Origin of the sequence: Thalassospira sp. GB04J01 (genome assembly GCF_000751115.1) — a bacterium.
Taxonomy (GTDB): domain Bacteria; phylum Pseudomonadota; class Alphaproteobacteria; order Rhodospirillales; family Thalassospiraceae; genus Thalassospira; species Thalassospira lucentensis.
The window spans coordinates 1-16951 of record NZ_CCDX020000026.1; the positions used below are offsets into that span (position 1 = coordinate 1).

At 52.0% G+C, this 16951-nt stretch carries 17 protein-coding genes and 1 riboswitch; of the genes, 9 read left to right on the top strand and 8 right to left on the bottom strand.

Features of this window, described 5'->3' with window-relative positions; all coding sequences use genetic code 11:
• From AMM48_RS21895 to AMM48_RS21910, 4 genes are all read left to right on the top strand, one after another.
• Positions 1-1010 (top strand): TrkH family potassium uptake protein (locus AMM48_RS21895; protein ID WP_146030443.1); only part of this gene is annotated, 1010 nt, incomplete at its 5' end.
• 212 nt (positions 1011-1222) lie between these two features.
• Positions 1223-1801: a TetR/AcrR family transcriptional regulator gene (locus AMM48_RS21900; RefSeq protein ID WP_102785811.1), complete on the top strand. Its 579-nt coding sequence runs from the start codon at positions 1223-1225 to the stop codon at positions 1799-1801.
• A 60-nt stretch (positions 1802-1861) separates the two neighbouring features.
• Positions 1862-2149, top strand: coding sequence for a hypothetical protein (locus AMM48_RS21905; RefSeq protein ID WP_102785812.1), 288 nt, complete (start codon positions 1862-1864; stop codon positions 2147-2149).
• 3 nt (positions 2150-2152) lie between these two features.
• Positions 2153-2761, top strand: a complete 609-nt coding sequence (locus tag AMM48_RS21910; RefSeq protein ID WP_102785813.1) for a DNA-3-methyladenine glycosylase I — start codon at positions 2153-2155, stop codon at positions 2759-2761.
• Positions 2762-2983: 222 nt separating this feature from the next.
• Here AMM48_RS21910 and AMM48_RS21915 read toward each other — a convergent pair whose 3' ends face one another.
• From AMM48_RS21915 to AMM48_RS21925, 3 genes are all read right to left on the bottom strand, one after another.
• Positions 2984-4456: a HAMP domain-containing sensor histidine kinase gene (locus AMM48_RS21915; protein ID WP_102785814.1), complete on the bottom strand. Its 1473-nt coding sequence runs from the start codon at positions 4454-4456 to the stop codon at positions 2984-2986.
• 66 nt (positions 4457-4522) lie between these two features.
• Positions 4523-5950 (bottom strand): FAD-dependent oxidoreductase, encoded by a 1428-nt coding sequence (locus AMM48_RS21920; RefSeq protein ID WP_102785815.1) that lies wholly within the window; start codon positions 5948-5950, stop codon positions 4523-4525.
• Positions 5943-6737, bottom strand: coding sequence for a TVP38/TMEM64 family protein (locus tag AMM48_RS21925; RefSeq protein WP_102785816.1), 795 nt, complete (start codon positions 6735-6737; stop codon positions 5943-5945). The genes AMM48_RS21920 and AMM48_RS21925 overlap by 8 nt, the downstream gene beginning before the upstream one ends.
• Positions 6738-6954: 217 nt before the next feature.
• Positions 6955-7025: riboswitch (SAM riboswitch) on the top strand.
• Positions 7026-7107: 82 nt separating this feature from the next.
• Here AMM48_RS21925 and metZ point away from each other — a divergent pair.
• The 3 genes from metZ to folE all read left to right on the top strand — a co-directional run bounded on the left by metZ (position 7108) and on the right by folE (position 9581).
• Positions 7108-8310 carry an O-succinylhomoserine sulfhydrylase gene (gene metZ, locus AMM48_RS21930; protein WP_102785817.1) on the top strand — a complete coding sequence of 401 codons (1203 nt, stop codon included), beginning with the start codon at positions 7108-7110 and terminating at the stop codon, positions 8308-8310.
• Positions 8311-8526: 216 nt separating this feature from the next.
• Positions 8527-8919, top strand: coding sequence for a Co2+/Mg2+ efflux protein ApaG (gene apaG, locus AMM48_RS21935; RefSeq protein ID WP_022733828.1), 393 nt, complete (start codon positions 8527-8529; stop codon positions 8917-8919).
• A gap of 71 nt (positions 8920-8990) precedes the next feature.
• A complete protein-coding gene (gene folE / locus AMM48_RS21940; protein ID WP_102785818.1) occupies positions 8991-9581 on the top strand; it encodes a GTP cyclohydrolase I FolE in 591 nt (196 codons plus the stop codon).
• Between the two features lie 106 nt (positions 9582-9687).
• Here the strand turns inward: folE and AMM48_RS21945 are convergent, their stop codons facing one another.
• From AMM48_RS21945 to AMM48_RS21955, 3 genes are read right to left on the bottom strand one after another with little or no spacing between them, the layout of a single operon-like run.
• Positions 9688-10137 carry a cytochrome c gene (locus AMM48_RS21945; RefSeq protein WP_158246509.1) on the bottom strand — a complete coding sequence of 150 codons (450 nt, stop codon included), beginning with the start codon at positions 10135-10137 and terminating at the stop codon, positions 9688-9690.
• A 56-nt stretch (positions 10138-10193) separates the two neighbouring features.
• On the bottom strand, positions 10194-11048 hold the full coding sequence (locus tag AMM48_RS21950; RefSeq protein ID WP_102785820.1) for a fructosamine kinase family protein: 855 nt from the start codon (positions 11046-11048) through the stop codon (positions 10194-10196).
• Between the two features lie 3 nt (positions 11049-11051).
• The gene (locus tag AMM48_RS21955) at positions 11052-11528 is read right to left on the bottom strand and encodes a low molecular weight protein-tyrosine-phosphatase (RefSeq protein WP_102785821.1); all 477 of its coding nucleotides are present in this window, start codon (positions 11526-11528) and stop codon (positions 11052-11054) included.
• Positions 11529-11741: 213 nt separating this feature from the next.
• On the opposite strand from AMM48_RS21955, the gene AMM48_RS21960 reads away from it, so the two are divergent.
• Both AMM48_RS21960 and AMM48_RS21965 read left to right on the top strand, forming a co-directional pair.
• Positions 11742-12701, top strand: a complete 960-nt coding sequence (locus AMM48_RS21960) for an AraC family transcriptional regulator (protein WP_102785824.1) — start codon at positions 11742-11744, stop codon at positions 12699-12701.
• Between the two features lie 132 nt (positions 12702-12833).
• On the top strand, positions 12834-14099 hold the full coding sequence (locus AMM48_RS21965; RefSeq protein ID WP_102785825.1) for a hypothetical protein: 1266 nt from the start codon (positions 12834-12836) through the stop codon (positions 14097-14099).
• A 74-nt stretch (positions 14100-14173) separates the two neighbouring features.
• Here AMM48_RS21965 and AMM48_RS21970 read toward each other — a convergent pair whose 3' ends face one another.
• Together AMM48_RS21970 and AMM48_RS21975 are read right to left on the bottom strand one after the other, a co-directional pair.
• On the bottom strand, positions 14174-15595 hold the full coding sequence (locus tag AMM48_RS21970; protein WP_102785822.1) for an MATE family efflux transporter: 1422 nt from the start codon (positions 15593-15595) through the stop codon (positions 14174-14176).
• Between the two features lie 118 nt (positions 15596-15713).
• A complete protein-coding gene (locus AMM48_RS21975) occupies positions 15714-16463 on the bottom strand; it encodes a glycerophosphodiester phosphodiesterase family protein (protein WP_102785823.1) in 750 nt (249 codons plus the stop codon).
• Positions 16464-16951: the final 488 nt, after the last annotated feature.

Consider the following 16951-nt stretch of genomic DNA (forward strand, 5'->3'; position numbering starts at 1 on the left):
TTGCCGTCATGCCGATGCTGCGTGTTGGTGGTATGCAGCTTTTCCGCATGGAAAACTCCGACAAATCCGACAAGGCCTTTCCACGTGCAACCCAGATCGCCATGGGCATTGCGGTTCTATACCTTAGCTTTACCGCGCTTTGGGCCATCATGCTTTGGTGGGCGGGAATGTCGCAATTTGATGCGATTGCCCATGCGATGACGACGATTGCCACCGGCGGGTTTTCGACCAAGGATGCATCGGTTGGGCATTTTGATAGTGCCGCGATTGATGTCATCATCACCCTTGGCATGGCGACGGGGGCGTTGCCGTTCATTTTGTATCTTCAGATGTTGCGCGGACGCGGAAGAGCACTTTTTCGCGATAGTCAGGTGCGCTGGTTCATCACCATCGCGTCTTCGATTATTCTTGGCCTTGCCTTTTGGCATTCGGAAACCAATGCCGTGCCATTCCTGACCGCATTGCGCTATACGTCGTTCAATATTGTGTCCGTCATGACCGGAACGGGCTATGCGACGACCGATTACGGGCTTTGGGGTCCGTTTGCCGTTACGGTATTTTTCTTTGTGATGTTTATCGGTGGCTGTGCCGGATCGACCACATGTGGGGTGAAGATTTTCCGCCTGCAGGTTTTGTATGAAATCGCAAAAGTTCAGCTGTCGCACATGCTACGTCCGCACGGCGTTTTCATTGCCTATTATAACCGTAAACCCCTGTCGGAAGACGTTACTGAATCTGTTTTGAGCTTCTTCTTCCTGTTTGTTTTCTGTTTTATCGTGCTGGCGGCGGGCCTTGGTGCAATGGGGCTTGATTTCATCACAGCTGTTTCCAGTGCCGGGACCGCGATTGCCAATGTGGGGCCGGGACTGGGCCCGATTGTTGGTCCGTCGGGGAATTTCGCGACACTGCCCGATGGTGCAAAATGGTTGATGTCGATCGGGATGCTGATCGGGCGATTGGAAGTCTTTACCGTTCTCGTGCTGCTGTTCCCGGCTTTCTGGCGGGATTAGGACCGCTTCAGCTTAAAATATCATGTCTTTATCAATCCAAAGCCTCGTCAGATAGTTTACCTGACGAGGCTTTCATGATGTGGAATTGACAAAATAGGACATTTGACCTAATTTCATATTTAGGACGATTGTCCTAGGCGGGTAATTTTGGTGACTGTGAGTTAACGGCATCAGGCATTCATTGCAGGTCTGAGTTGGTTAGGAATTTTCGAATGGCTATCGCGACCCGGGACCGGATCATTGAAACAGCGGATATTCTGTTTTATCAACAGGGGTTTGAGGCGACTTCGTTTGCCGATATTGCATTGGCTGTCGGTATATCGCGGGGAAATTTTTACCACCATTTCAAAACCAAGGACGACATCCTTGATGGTGTTATCAACCATCGTTTGGCCAATACCGAACAGATGCTTGATCGTTGGGAGATTGAGGGTGATGACCCGGCGGATCGCATCCGTAGTTTCATCCACATCCTGATCGTCAACGGTGAGAAAATCCGAAAATTCGGATGCCCGGTTGGAGCGCTGTCATCAGAGCTGGCGAAACTGAACCATGCGGCTCAAAGCGATGCCGCATCGCTCTTTACCCTGTTTCGAAGCTGGCTCAGTCGGCAATTCGAGCGGCTGGGATTTGCGGGAAGGTCAGATTTTCTTGCGATGCACATTCTTGGTCGCAGTCAGGGGGTGGCAACTCTCGCCAATGCCTTTAACGATGATGCTTTCTTGCGTAGCGAAGTGGAGCTGATGTGTCTCTGGCTTGATGAACAGATAGCGTCGGTTGGAAAGTATTGACCTAACTGTACACCACACCCCCATTCCGTTGATATTAAAGATCAAAACAGGGAGAAAACCATGTTCACTGTCTTTTTGAGGTTTGCGGAGCACCGTGCAAGGGCGCCCGAATTCATGGATGGGCATAAGGCCTGGATCAAGCAGGGGTTTGATGACGGGGTGTTTCTTATGGTGGGAAGTTTGCAGCCCAATATGGGAGGTGCGATCCTTGCACATGCGATAGCGCGCGACGCGCTTGAAGCCCGCGTCAAGAATGATCCGTTTATTGTTGAAGGGATTGTAACGGCGGAAATTCTTGAGATCACACCGGCACGGGCAGATGAACGCCTTAACTTTCTGATGGGGTGAGCCATGAGCAAAACAACAATCGGTACAGACGGAAAGTGCCGTTGTGCATGGTGCGATTCTGCGCCGGAATTCAACGTCTACCACGACACCGAATGGGGTTTTCCGGTAACCGATGATCGTCGGCTGTTTGAGAAAATCTGTCTGGAAGGATTTCAGTCGGGATTAAGCTGGCGCACGATCCTGACCAAACGTGAGAACTTTCGCGCGGCGTTTGAGGGTTTTGACTTTTACAAGCTTGCGACGTTTGATGACAAAGATGTTGAACGATTGTTGCAAGATGCAGGTATCATTCGACATCGCGGCAAGATCGAAGCGGCCATCAATAATGCCAAACGCGCCTGTGAAATGATCGAACGCGAAGGATCACTGGCAGCCTATTTCTGGCGATTCGAACCTGACGCCGATGAGGTTGCCATTCCACAAACGATGTCGACATCCCCAACATCCATTGCCTTGTCCAAGGATTTAAAAAAACGCGGATGGAAATTTGTTGGCCCAACCACTGTCTTTGCCTTTATGCAGGCCATGGGACTGATCAATGATCATGCGGATGGGTGTTTTTTACGACCCGAAATCGACGATATTCGGCGTTCGTTTGTGCGTCCGGTCTGATGGCGTTCGGAGGTGATGTTGTTGGGTGGTATGGCTGAGGGAAAGAAAGTCAGGCGATACCGAACCTTGGGTCAGGAGCGGATCGGGGATCGGGATTTTGGCCCGGCATCGCCTTAAGGCCAAGGTGCCAAATCAGTCATAAAAGGTAAAATCGAATATTATTTAAATTATGATAGCTTAAAGCTATTAATCCTGTGTGGTACGATTGGCCGCACCACAAAATCAGGAAGAAACCGGCAGTTTCACACAGAATATCGCGCCATCTGGTCCTGTTGCCGCAAGACGAAGATCGCCATTGTGAACAGCGATCAATTCCCGTGCGATGGCAAGACCAAGTCCAGTGCCCCCTTGACGACCGCTGGCTGCAAACGGGATGAACAGGTTCTTGATCGCCTTCTCTGCCAATCCCGGTCCGTTATCAGAGATCAAAACCTCAATGAAATGGCCGTCTTGACGGGCTTCAATATGATCGTGCGCTTTTTGGACGGACACCCATACAGTGTCGGCACCAGCTTCTAGCGGGTTGCGCATCAGATTGCTAAAGGCGCGAAACAACATGTCATAATCTGCTTCAAGCATGACATCGTCGGGCAGATCAATGTCGACCTGTGCCGTGCACGGCAGCGACAGTTTCGTTTCACTCTCGGCTGCGCCGTCCAAAAGTGGGTCGGATTTTTGCAGCAAAATCTGATCGCGGATTTCTTCGATCAGTTCGACAAGTGTGAATTTCACCAAATCACGCGGTGGCGGAGTTTCACGCGCAAAGGACAATGTCTGTTCGCTGATGTAAACCGCCCTTTCCATCGATGACAACAAGCGTGGCACAACCGCGCGGACTTCGTCATCCTGACTTTTGGCAAGCTGTTCAGTCATCAGCATGGATGTGGCCAATGCGTTACGCAGATCATGGCTGATTTTTGTGGCCGCCGTGCCAAGTGCTGCGAGTCTTCTTCGTTGATTAAGCATGGCTTGCAGGTCTTGTTGCATACTTGCCAGTTCCTGACGGGCGACACCGATTTCATCATCCCGATGGCCCGGATCGATAACAGCACTTTTATCCTGTGGCGTTTCACGAAACCGGATCATGTCACGGGTTAATGTCCGCATTGGCAGGACCATCATGCGATTAAGCGCAAAATAAACCAGCCCGGCGGTAAAGAACGAAATCATCAAAGACAATCCCATGACCCGCCAGCCAAAATCGCGCATTGCCTCAGTCAGGGTTTTTTCATGGACGAGGATCTCGATTTCGAAAGTCGGGGCCATGGACGGCATGCCGATAACACGCAGCATCCGGTTACCGGTTTGGGTCAGGGTGGAAAACCCTTCGAGCAAGGCCATTGGAATGGAAAAGCTGGTTAAATCGACATCCTTGTCGATCTTTGCGGGCATATCGTCACGCTGCAGCAGCAATTTTCGATCTTCGCGCCGCAGGATGACGGCCTCGATCCCGGCATTGGATAGCAGTTCTTTTTCCAGATCATCGGGGATCATTTGATCTGGGGTTGCTTCCAGCGCAAGGGCAGCCAGATATGCCGAATCAAGATGGGCTTCTAGCCAGTCGATGCGAAAACGTGCAACCGACGGGGCGAAAACGAAGACTTCTGCGAGCATCACAAAACTGACCGTCAGCACGAGCAAGCGTGCCGACAGCGATTTGGCCCATGGGGGCAGTTTAAGATGCGGTCTTTCCATAGGGAATGTTAGCCAGAGACGATCAAAAATGTACAGAGATACAGAAACTTGGGAACAAACAGTGTTTTATCCAAGCTTCAACAGGAACCGAACAATCTTGCGCGTTTTCTCGCTAAACAGGCTGGGTGTGTACCACGCACCGGCAACACGTTTTGAAAGCTCGCCAAGGGTTGGGTAAGGGGCAATAACGCCAGCCATTGCACCTATTTTCATTTTTTGTGAAATCGCCAACGTCCAGATGCCAATCAATTCCCCGGCCTGACGCCCAACAATGCCAGCCCCGAGAATGCGGCCTTTCGGGGTGGTGATGACCTTGATGAAACCGATTGTGGCATCTTCGGTCCGCGCGCGGTCATTTTCTGCGTAGTCCCAAGTTGCAACCCGAATGTTATCGCCAAATTTTTCACGTGCAGCTGTTTCATTCAGGCCCACTTGGGCAAGTTCCGGGCTGGTATACGTCACCCACGGTACCGCGCTGTGGTTAACCTTTGCGGGTAAGCGGAACAGAGCATTGCGAATGACAATGCCTGCGTCATATCCCGCCATGTGGGTAAATTGCAGTCCACCTGTAACATCGCCGAGGGCAAATATTTTCCGGTTTGTTGTGCGTAAGCGCGCGTCAACCTCAATACCGCGTCGGTCAAAAGCAACGCCGGCATCATCAAGGCCAAGGTTCTCAACGTTTGGCGCGCGTCCTGTTGCCAGTAACAGGTGGCTGCCTTCGATGGTAATATCGGCACCGTTCTGTTCGATTACGACACGGATTTGATCACCGTTCAATTCGACCCGCTGAGTTTTGGCGTTTTCGTAAAGGCTGATCCCCGATGCTTCAATCTCGGTACGGACCACATTAACCATATCATGATCGTCTTTGGGCAGGATCGTCATCATCTCAATGATGGTGACTTTTGCGCCCAGTTGCCGGTGGGCTTGCGCCATTTCAAGTCCAATGGGGCCACCACCGATGATGATCAAATGATCCGGGCATGTTTTGTTTTCAAAGATGGTTTCATTGGTAAAGTAGGGAATGTTTTCCAATCCGTCGATTGGCGGAATGGCCGCACGTGATCCTGTGGCGATGACAAATCGCTTGGCCTGAATGGTTTTGCCATCGGCAACGAGTTCACGCGGGGAGGTGAATTTTGCTTCGCCCTGAATGACAGTGCATCCAAGTTCTTCGAACCGTGCAACCGAATCATGCGGAGCAACTCCGGCGATCACGCTGTGCACATGATCCATCGCCTTGGCAAAATCAACGTCGACTGGTCCGGTTGAAATGCCAAATCGCGATGCGGTTCTGGCATTATGTGCAGCGTGACCGGCTGCCAGCAGCGCCTTGGACGGAATACACCCGGTATTAAGGCAATCACCGCCCATTTTGCCCTTTTCAATAAGGACGACATCTGCCCCCATTTGCACGGCACCGGCGGCAACTGAAAGCCCGCCAGACCCTGCCCCAATGACACAGATATCGGTTTTGATGACATCACTCATTGGATGGGACCCTGTTCTTGTTTTTGCGGAGTTTTTTATAGGCAACGGGCAGCATTGCCAAAACGGCAAGGCCAATGATCGGGGTTAGAATCCGGGGTTCGAAGATCACACCCAGATCGGGTGTTTTGCCCTGATCAAACAGTGCACCCAACCCATCACCGATTGAAACATAAACAAATGTGCCCGGGATGATGCCAACGATCGTACCGAGCACAAAGGATCGTATTTTGACTCCCAAAAGGGCCGGGACGAGGTTCACCAGCCAGAACGGGAAAATCGGGATCAGACGCAGGACCATAAGATAGCTTAAGGCATCTTCGGCAAAGCCCTTTTCCATCTTGCGGATGGCGTTGCCTGCCTTGGCATGCATCAGATCATAAAGCGCATAGCGTGCCGCAAGATAAACAATGACCGCGCCAAGGGTCGCTGCGATCACGACATAGGCCGTGCCAAGCCAGACACCAAACATAAAGCCGCCCGCAATCGTCAAAAGAGATCCGATTGGTAAGGAAAGTGCGACGGAAACGGCATAAATAGCCATAAACGTTATGACGCTTGAAACTGGATTACTGGTGACAAAGTCGCGCAAAATATCGCGGTTTTCGCGCAGGGTATCAAATGATAGAAAATCAAGAACCCCAGCAGACCAGGCAACTCCCAATCCTGCAAGCAAGACTGCAACAGGCCATAGTTTGCGCCAAATTGGTTGCGCACCAGATTGGGGGGCTGGAGATTGGTTGGATTTTTTGTCGGTCAAATCAGGCGCCATTAAGCTGGACTTGGTCATTCGTTTCACGCATTTGCATAAACTGGGGCGCAAAACCTCAAATACAGGATTGCATTAATTTCCAGCAGATTAGAACGAAATCTTGTCCTTGGCTTCTGAACTGCTTTCACCATTGCGTGAACCGTTTGTTAGCCGGTTACTTTGCTATCTGACATGCCTCTGCGCAAAATTGAGCAGTCAGAGGTTCTTGACCTTACGAAAGTCTGGTCGTATCGTCTGCGCACTTCGTGGGATTTGTCGACCGGCTTGCGACCACGTAAAAAATCGCTAAAGAGGGGATACATGGCTTCGGCCCTGACCCATTCATGCCGGTCAGGGTTTTTTTGTGTCCGGATCATACCAATATGACCGGGCATGTAGGAGCAAGACGATGACGACCGAAAAAAAGGCTTCAGATAACTGGCGCGCAGCTACCCGTTCTGTCCGGGGTGGAACCGAACGAAGCGGTTTCTGCGAGACCTCCGAAGCCATCTTCATGAATTCCGGCTATGTTTACGAAAGTGCTGCCGAGGCTGAGGCCTCCTTTGATGGTAGCGGACCGGAACGGTTTGTGTATTCACGTTTCGCCAATCCGACCGTCGGGATGTTCGAAGAACGCCTTGCTCTGATTGAGGGGGCAAAATATTGCCGCGCAACTGCATCGGGCATGTCGGCGGTTTGGAATGCGTTGATCGCATGCACCAAGGCCGGTGGCCGAGTGGTTGGTTCGCGTGCACTGTTTGGATCGTGCGAGTTCATTTTGACAACGCTTTTGCCGCGATTTGGTATTGAAACCGAACTAGTTGATGGCACCGATCATGCTGCTTGGGAAAAGGCATTGTCCAAGCCAGCAGATGCGGTGTTTCTTGAAACACCATCCAATCCGACACTTGAAGTCATTGATATCGCCTTCGTTGCCGATCTGGCGCATAAGGCTGGGGCAAAGGTGGTTGTCGACAACGTTTTTGCTACCCCGGTCCTGCAAAAGCCGATGGAGCTTGGTGCTGATATTGTTGTGTATTCGGCAACGAAACACATTGATGGTCAGGGACGGTGTCTTGGCGGTGCCATTCTGTTTAACGACAAAGAATGGCATGATGATCATTTGACAACATTCTTGCGCCACACCGGTCCAAGCATGAGCCCGTTCAATGCATGGGTTCTGCTTAAAGGGCTTGAAACGCTTAGCCTGCGTGTCGATCAACATATTCGCAATGCAACCGCCTTGGCTGAATTCCTGTCGGAACAGCCGGGTGTGTCGCGCGTTATATATCCAGCACTCAAAAGCCATCCACAGCATGAGCTGGCGATGAAACAAATGTCAGGTCGCGGTGGCGGGCTTATTGCGGTCGAACTTGCAGGGGGCAAGGCGGCGGCGTTTTCGCTGCTTGATAACCTCAAGCTGATTGATATCTCCAACAACCTCGGAGACGCCAAAAGTCTTGCGACCCATCCTTGGACGACAACGCATCAGCGCGTCCCGGCCGAGGACAAGGTGGTCATGGGCATTACCGAAGGCATGCTGCGCCTTTCGGTTGGCCTAGAAGATGTCGACGACCTTAAAGAAGACTTGCTTGCCGCTTTGGCCGTTTAGGGGCGGGCAGTATGTGTTGAACTTTTCGGAATTCGGCCCGTACAAAACAGTGCGGGCCGTTTCGTTTCGGGCCATTATTTTGGTCTGTGCACGAAACAGCTAAGCAAATTATGTCAGGTATCTGGCACTGTGGCTCTGAACTGTCTACATATGCGTCATCAACAGTGATCTTGGCTGAGGAAGATGGACTGGAAATAAATTGGCCTGGAGAATTGCATGTATTCAACCGTGACCAACGAAATCAAGGTTTCGGTACAGCCCGTATTCCTTGAAGACCAGTCCGATCCGGACACCCATCGTTATATCTGGGCCTATCGGATTGAGATTGAAAATCTGGGATCAAAAACCGTGCAGTTGCTGAACCGCTACTGGCGTATCACTGACTCACGCGGGGAGACTCAGGAAGTCAAAGGCCCCGGCGTCATCGGGGAGCAACCAGTGCTGGCCGAAGGGGAGAGCTTTAATTACACAAGTGGCGCACCATTGGCCACGCCGAGCGGATTTATGGTCGGGACTTACGAGATGACAGATATGGACGGGAATCATTTTGATATTCAGATTCCGGCCTTTTCACTTGATAGTCCCCATGGGCAACATACGGTAAATTGATATAAATGCGGGTCAGGAGCCCCACCAAGCCGGGATGCAATCCCGCAAGGAAAAGATAAAAAGGATTTAGTATGTGCAGCGAACACAGTGCGGTAAAACGTCCGACACGTGAAGAAGCAGAAGAAGCCGTTCGCACCCTTCTTCGTTGGGCAGGTGATGACCCCGAGCGCGAAGGTCTGCTTGGAACGCCGGACCGCGTGGCGCGCTCCTATGGCGAGTTTTTTGCCGGTTATCAGCAGGACCCGGCGGAAATCTTGCGTCGTACCTTTGAAGAAACCGACGGCTATGACGAAATGGTCGTGCTGCGTGATATCCGTGTCGAATCTTATTGTGAACACCACATGGTTCCGATCATCGGGGTTGCCCATGTTGCGTATTTGCCGCGCAAACGGGTTGTGGGGATTTCAAAACTTGCCCGCGTGGTCGAAGTGTATTCCAAGCGCCTGCAGATTCAGGAAAAGATGACCGCACAGGTCGCCAACACCATTCAGGAAGAACTGGACCCCCTTGGTGTTGCTGTTGTGATTGATGCCAATCATCAATGCATGAGCACACGCGGTGTCCATAAAACCGGCGTTTCCATGGTGACCAGCCGCATGCTTGGCGCGTTTCGCGATGATCCAATCACACGCCGTGAATTCTTTGCGATGATCGGTCGATAATCGGTTGATCAGATCGATGTGAGTGACAAAGGCCGCAGCATCATGCTGCGGCCTTTAATTTTGCAAGATCGATTACATAATGTGTCGTTCACAGGGCGTGCATGACTTATTCGCGGAAATTGCTATGACAGGATTTGCATGTCTTAAGCACGTTGCCCAACGCACCTTTGAAGTCATCTTCCGAGCCATTATTCGCGGCAACGGTTTTGAGTGCCGCGGCGTTGCTTTCAAGTTGCGAAGCCAAACCTGTGAATTTTGACCAGTCGTCCCAGATTTCAGGCAGAGCTTCGGATGGATGTTTGTCACTTCCTTCGGGGAAAAGCTTGGTAAAGGTTTCGCCCGCATGGGATTCGATGATGCTTGCCGATTTGGCAACCGTCGCCGGGTCATAAGGTAAGGTGCCTTTCATCATTGGCACCATGATCTTTACCTGCTGACCAATTGCCTTCATGACGTCCATGCGTTCCTTGACAACGCCCGTCGCACCTTCATGGGCAATGGCGGTGATGCTTGCTGTCATTGTAAGGGCTACGACCGCCCCGATAAAAATTCTCAACTCTCTTGTCCCTGCTTCTTTTGTCATTGTGTGTGTTTAATAAGGATTTTGGCAGCTTATACCCCAAATCGCGAAAGAGTTTGGTCAACGGAATCGACATAAGATCCACCAAATAAACGAACATGAACCAATAATGGATAGAGATTATACAAATCCCGGCGTTCTTCGAAGAAGCCCGGTTCAATCTTGCTCACCTCATCGTACTGTTTGAAAAATTCCGGCGTCAGATCCCCGAACAATGTGCCAAAGGCAAGTTCGATTTCACGGTCGCCATAATAGATCGCCGGATCAATAAGGCCTGCGATCTTATCGTCGTGACACAGAATGTTGCCGCCCCACAGGTCACCATGCAGCAAGGACGCGGCCGGTTTTTCCGCGATCAGATCGCCAAGTTTTACAATCAGCTTGTCAATCCGGTTTACCAAACGTGCGGGCAAAATGCCTTCCTGATGGGCAACCGTTGCCATATATCGAAGTCGATGTTCGCCAAAAAACGTGATCCAGCTTTTGCTCCGGGTATTTGGCTGGTGCAGTCCGCCAATCAATGTATCAAAAGACAATCCATATTGATCGGATGTGACAGCATGTTGTTTGGCAAGCTGTTTGGCCAAATCACGTTGGACCGATCCAGACATATGACCATCATTGTCAATAAATTCCATCACCAGACAGCCAGAATCGCCATACAACACATTCGGGCATGGAATGGGGGAATGGTCTGTCAGATACCGCAGCATTGCGGCTTCTATATCCAGATTGGCGTCGGCACCCGCCTTAATAACCAGTGACTGGCCGTTATCCAGATCAACCCGCATAACCTTGGCAACACATCCGCCCGACAGGTGTGATTGGGCAATGATTTTCGCCCCGGTCAAATCCGTGATCCGTTGAGACAAAGTCGGATCGGTCATGGATCAAATGCCGTGTTGATCGCGGATATGGGCCAATAGGCGACGGGATGTTTCTTCGATCATATCAAACACATCAACGAAGCCGTTCGGGCCACCGAAATAGGGGTCGGGAACACTTTGACCGGATAATTCCGGATGGTAATCCAAAAAGAGTTTTAGTTTCTGCTGGCTTGTAGAAGGGGCCTGGCGGCGCATATCGCGCAGGTGCCCGTCATCCATGGCCAGAATATAGTCAAACTCTGTGTAGTCGCCGGGTTTGATTTTGCGCGACCGTATATGGCCAAGATCATACCCCTGGCTTTGAGCCATTTCGTGAGACCGTGTGTCAGGTAATTCACCAATATGATAGGCCGAAAGCCCGCAGCTATCGACAGTAACCTGCTCAGACAGACCGGCCGCTGCAACCATGTCCGTAAACACGCCATCTGCGGTGGGCGAGCGGCAGATGTTGCCAGTACATACAAAAAGAACCTTGATCACGCGCGCTATCCAACAATTTTGAGAGGGAATGCGCAAGACTGACATGCGCCGGAATGTGAGGCAATGGCTGCTTGGGGGTGAAAATCATAACGCTGATTTCGCAATCGCAGCAATTATGCAATGTAACAGCTTCGTGACATTTCCAATCTGACCCTGACAGCCATATAATTAGTTTGTATGATCACGCCATATTTTGAATTTTGGTACTGTTTTATGCAGGAATTTGTTTCATTCGGCTTGCACGTTGCGTTGATCCGCCAGTTGGCGTGGTTGCCGCGCGGTTATGATCTTGTGCCGGCAGGGACGGTAGTTACGTCTGCCAAATTGCGCAGTATCATGCTGTCACTCGAAGAGGCAAATGGTCCGGCAGTGCTTGTGCGCCTTGGGCGGCATCTTGCGGCCAAGGAACAAGCGCCGATCCTGACCATGCTGCGCCATGTTGCAACACCGGGCATGATTGCAGATCGCTGGCGCCGGCTCGAAGGATATTCCCACGCGCGCGCGCGAAGCGACTATCAGGTCACAGGGAAGTCCATGACCTTTCATCGCGGTGTCGTGCGTGGTCAGCCTCCAGCGCGGGTTGAAAACCTGTTGTTGCACGGGTTCCTGATTGGGTTGCTTGAGGCCGTCGGGGCCGATTTCATTGATAGTACGATTTTGCCAAGTCACGGGCCCGCTGTGTCGGTCATGCGCAACGGACGTCTGATTGAGAAATTTAAGTTTAATGGGCGCGGTTTGCGGTTTCGCATCAATTGGAAAAGTTTCGAACCGGTTTCCTCCTCTTATCCGTTTATGGCCAATATGCCCGGAACGGCGCCTTCTATTTCGGCGCAGCGCCCTATTGTCCAGCAGCTCTGTACCATTCTTGAGCAGGACATCGGGCGAAGCTGGACGATTGACGATGTGGCGGCTGCTCTTGATACGTCTGGTCGGACGCTGCAGCGTCGTCTGCAATATGCCAACAGTCGTTTTTCCGATTTGCTGCGTCTTGTTCGGGTGCGCGAAGCATGTCGTCTTCTGTGCGGGACGACATTATCCGTTGGTGAAATCGGCTTTTGGTGCGGGTTTACCGACAATGCGCATTTTTCACGTGATTTCAGAAGGTTGGCCAGCATGCCGCCGTCGGTCTATCGCGAAGCAAGCTATGGGCACGCAGGGCTGACACGGGCGTAACCATCGTTGGACGTGGATGACCAATGAGCGGGCAGTGATTGACCCCTTTGGCATCCTTGTTTATCAGCTGATCGCACATGCCACACAATCCTGTGCCCGGCACTGATGATCTTTCCAGTTTGCGAGGCTGCCATGACCAACGCATCCAAAAACGACGGCCAATATGCCGGTTTCCTGCCGCCTTTTTTCCACGATCGGCCAGATGTCGATGACGTCATGATCAAAACGTGGGCTGTCGGGGATGGTTTGGTTGATCATTCGGTTCCCGAAATTCCTGCCCTGCTTTCGCTGTTTTTTGATCTGGTGGCACCGGCTGCTCAACGTTCTGGCGTCACGGGGTTTGCGATGCTTTGGCTTGATCGTCATCCGCATGAAGAACCAGGTTGGCGCCTGTCGCTTGGCCATGTTGGAACGGTCGATGACCTTGAATTGGCAGTGGCCAAGCCACTTGCACGGCTTGGCGGTACAGCAAAACTGGCTGAATTTGAAACAGAAAACTGGCATGTGACCCGTCCATTGTGGCGCAAGCGTGCAGAGCCGGTAAAGCTTGTCTTCTGGGGGGACTTTGCCCGTCATGCACGTGCCGTTTTGGGGCATGGTGATGGATCAGGGTTTTATCAGCCCCTTGGTGCGGGGCTTCGGTCTGATCACGTCGCAGCCTCTTTGCCACTGCTTGAAGATATGCTCGGCGAGCCATTCCTCGTAAACGGGATGGGGTTCGAAGATGCCCTGCGGCTGGGGATTGCACTTGGCCGCGCGCATCTGATTGAAAGCTGGATTGAGGCCGGTGGGATGGAAAAGGAGCCGTATTTCCGCCCGATGCGCATTTGGCATCAGGCTTGGCTGTCCTATGCGCTGATTGATCCTGCTGTCGCAAGTCTTGCTATGTCGGGGCAGCCACCAATGCCTGCGTTGGATTTTTCAGGCACTGCCACACCTGATGCCCGCCGTAAGGCCCTTGATGATGTCTCGGCGTGGCTAACGACTGTCTTCTTTAATGATGAACATCCCGCGTTGCGAAATGCCTTTGTTGCCGGTGTGCAAAATGCCGTTTGGCTCGACAGTGACCTTCAGCAATATGTTCAGCCACAGCAACGTGCAGAAATCTTGCAAGGTTTGATGCCCTATTGTCGCTGGTTTTTGGCGATGGCGCTTTATAACCATCTGGGCAATCTCGCTTCTGGGACGGCGCGCGAAGATCAATCGGAATTTTATGCGGCATTGGTTGATACCCTGCCCGAACTGGCCCCGCTTAGTGATCTTGCCACCCAGCGCGATATCGAACAGCACATCATTCGCGTTGATGCCGCCCGGGCGGCATCTGCGTTTGACACACTTGTCTTGCCATTTTGTGATCTGCTGATGCCGCGTCGTTCATTCGATGCGGCACGTGCCTGATCGCACAGAACAGGTCTCACACGCAAAAAGGTCCGCCAGTATCGTACTGGCGACCTTTTTTGTTTTTGCCGTGATTAATGCGTGTGGGCGGCAATCGGTCGGCTTGATACAATCTTGAACCGGATCGCAAGGCCGCTTACAGCGACAAGGCTTGCAATCACAATGCCCCAAAACAGGCCAGGCACCCCCATGCCTTGCGTGAATGTCAGGTAATATCCCACCGGGATCATGATGCACAGATATGATACCAGATGCAGTATGGTCGGTGCCCATGTGTCCCCGGCACCGCGCAATGCATTGATCGCCGCATTTTGCCCGCCGTCGGTTGGGAAGATAATCGGCATCAGAACCAGTACCGAAACGGTCGTCACGATTACCGCACCATCTTTGGTAAACAGATGGGCAACTGCATCAGGAAATAGATAAAGCGGCGCGCTTAACACAAACATCACCGCCATCGTGGTCAAAAGCCCGACCCAGCCGGCAAGTGCCATGTCAGGTCTATCGCGTCGGCCATAGGCAATGCCAACCCGAACCGAGGTGGCCGATGCCAGTCCAAGGGCGACCATGAACATCAAGGCTAACATTGTCATGGCAATGCCATAGCTTGCGGCCGCAACAACACCCAACCTTCCGGCAAAAAGCTGCATGGCGGCAAACGCACTTGTTTCCATGCCCTGGCTGGCACCGGCGGCATATCCAAGATGGCGTGCCTTGTGCGATGCCTGCCACCAGCCGGAAAACCCATTGCGAATGCCATAAAGGCTATGGCTCTTCATCAACAGAATATAACCCAGTAAACTGAATGCCATGAACCAGCGGATAACGGTTGATGTCCATGCTGCACCTTCAGCGCCCAGTTCCGGTAGGCCAAAGGCCCCGTAAACCAGACCATAATCCAAAACCAGATTGATCGCATTTGCACCAATCATCATCATCATGCCAGGTAACGGGCGCTGCAAGCCTTCAAGGAAAAACGCGCAGGTAATATAAATCATGGCTGCGGGCATTCCGATCGACAGGATCATTGCCAACTCGCCTGCATTCTGTGCGATGTCATCAGGCTGACCGGTCGCGATAAACAGCCACTGCGATTGCCACGTCAGGATCGTAAACAGAATACCGATCAGCACGGCATAAGGCATCGCACCTCGCCAGACCAGACCGGCTTCGATCATATTGTCGCGCCCGACCGCATGCGACGTCAGGATCATCACCCCTGTCAGGAGCCCGATTCCGGTCACCATCAAGGTCGTGAACGGCGCATGGGCGACATTAAGATAGGCCAGTCCCGCGCTGTCGTAATTACCAACCACAATGGTGTCGACAACCGACATGATCAGCATGCCAAGCCGCGCAATGGTGACGGGCAGGGCAAGCCGGAACAGTTCGCTTAGGTGACGCCGTACCCGGTTATTTGGATAAAGCGGTGTCGGGGATGCTTTTGGCTCAATAGGCGGTGGTGCCGGTGTCCCGTCCTGTGGGGCGATGGTCATCGGAACGTTTCCTTATCATTTTATATCCGCAAAGCCAGGCATCAAAATCTGGTGTGGTGGCGAGATGCCGGTTCGTGGTTGTTCATGTCCTTTGGGACACGACTTTTTAAGTGTCGAGTTATCGTGTTGACGGCAATGGTCGATGGGGGATGGCCGTGATCAGTTTTGCTGGATCATCGGTGATTACGGATGTAACACCCCATGCGAACAGTTCACGCGCACGATCAACCTCATTAATTGTATAACAAACAAGCGGCACTCCGGCTTTGACAATCTCGGCGGCACTTACCGGTGTCAGCGCGGCATGATCTATATGAATGGCGGATGCACCCAGGCGGTCGTACTCTGCTTTCCAGTTCTCAGGCAGCGTTTCAAGCAACCAGCCACATGGAATTTCAGGTGCATGTTTGCGCATTTCGGCAACAGCAATATCATCGAAACTTGAAATCAGGATTGGAAGGTCTTTGGCGCGCTTTAACTCGGCAATGACTTCATGACATAGACGCACCGGATCGCAGCCCGATGGCTTGATTTCAAGGTTTGCACCCATTTCCATAAAATACAGCGTTTCAAGTGTATCGGTCAGGGTCGGAATACGTTCACCCTTATATATGTCTGAAAACCAGGCACCGGCATCGAGCCCGCGCAAAGTGGCAAGATCGCTTTGGTGAATTGACCCCTTGCCGTTTGTTGTGCGTTCAAGTGTCTCGTCATGGATCAGGACACATTTATTGTCGGCACTCAGTGTCACATCGCACTCGACCCATTTGGCATTGCGCGCACCGGCGACGCGGAATGCGGCAATGGTATTTTCCGGGGCCTCAACCGAAGCTCCGCGATGGGCGATGATGTGGGGAATCTTGAACACGGGCTTTGCCTTTTGTGATGTTGCGGCAAAACACTGGCAATTGGTGTGTGCACTGCCCGGTGCGCCGCTTGAACTTGCTACGAGTCTCTTACGCCAGTTGTTTTCTGTTAAAAAGCGAAAATCTTGTGTCGTTTTGAACGCGGCTATGTGCGCATTGGCAGCGAAGTCATTGGACTCCATATTGTAATTGGTCGGTCAAAGTTGAAAATCTCTGGGGTTTGGGGTGGTATGCGCACATGTGGTGCATACCATGCATTTGGCTGAACCCTTGGCCAAACCACCCAAACACAAGGGTTTGCGCCGCCCCTTCTGCAGACGCTAAAAACAATCGGGCAAAATCTCCAGAAAACTTGAAAAAAGGTGTTTACAGGTTTGTTACTGGGGCCTATAACCCGCCTCCACCGACGAGGCGCGGCGCTGACGAGATTGGCGACGCGGGTTGAGCGGTTTAGGGTTTCGGCCTTTGAGTTCTTTGACATTGTTGATCA

Excerpts from the sequence above, each read along its gene's own strand:
- apaG (WP_022733828.1), top strand. The coding sequence starts at position 8,527 with ATGTATTCAACCGTGACCAACGAAATCAAGGTTTCGGTACAGCCCGTA.
- AMM48_RS21915 (WP_102785814.1), bottom strand. The coding sequence starts at position 4,456 with ATGGAAAGACCGCATCTTAAACTGCCCCCATGGGCCAAATCGCTGTCG.
- AMM48_RS21900 (WP_102785811.1), top strand. The coding sequence starts at position 1,223 with ATGGCTATCGCGACCCGGGACCGGATCATTGAAACAGCGGATATTCTG.
- AMM48_RS21970 (WP_102785822.1), bottom strand. The coding sequence starts at position 15,595 with ATGACCATCGCCCCACAGGACGGGACACCGGCACCACCGCCTATTGAG.
- AMM48_RS21965 (WP_102785825.1), top strand. The coding sequence starts at position 12,834 with ATGACCAACGCATCCAAAAACGACGGCCAATATGCCGGTTTCCTGCCG.
- metZ (WP_102785817.1), top strand. The coding sequence starts at position 7,108 with ATGACGACCGAAAAAAAGGCTTCAGATAACTGGCGCGCAGCTACCCGT.
- AMM48_RS21950 (WP_102785820.1), bottom strand. The coding sequence starts at position 11,048 with ATGACCGATCCGACTTTGTCTCAACGGATCACGGATTTGACCGGGGCG.
- AMM48_RS21905 (WP_102785812.1), top strand. The coding sequence starts at position 1,862 with ATGTTCACTGTCTTTTTGAGGTTTGCGGAGCACCGTGCAAGGGCGCCC.
- AMM48_RS21920 (WP_102785815.1), bottom strand. The coding sequence starts at position 5,950 with ATGAGTGATGTCATCAAAACCGATATCTGTGTCATTGGGGCAGGGTCT.
- AMM48_RS21960 (WP_102785824.1), top strand. The coding sequence starts at position 11,742 with ATGCAGGAATTTGTTTCATTCGGCTTGCACGTTGCGTTGATCCGCCAG.
- AMM48_RS21910 (WP_102785813.1), top strand. The coding sequence starts at position 2,153 with ATGAGCAAAACAACAATCGGTACAGACGGAAAGTGCCGTTGTGCATGG.
- folE (WP_102785818.1), top strand. The coding sequence starts at position 8,991 with ATGTGCAGCGAACACAGTGCGGTAAAACGTCCGACACGTGAAGAAGCA.
- AMM48_RS21925 (WP_102785816.1), bottom strand. The coding sequence starts at position 6,737 with ATGACCAAGTCCAGCTTAATGGCGCCTGATTTGACCGACAAAAAATCC.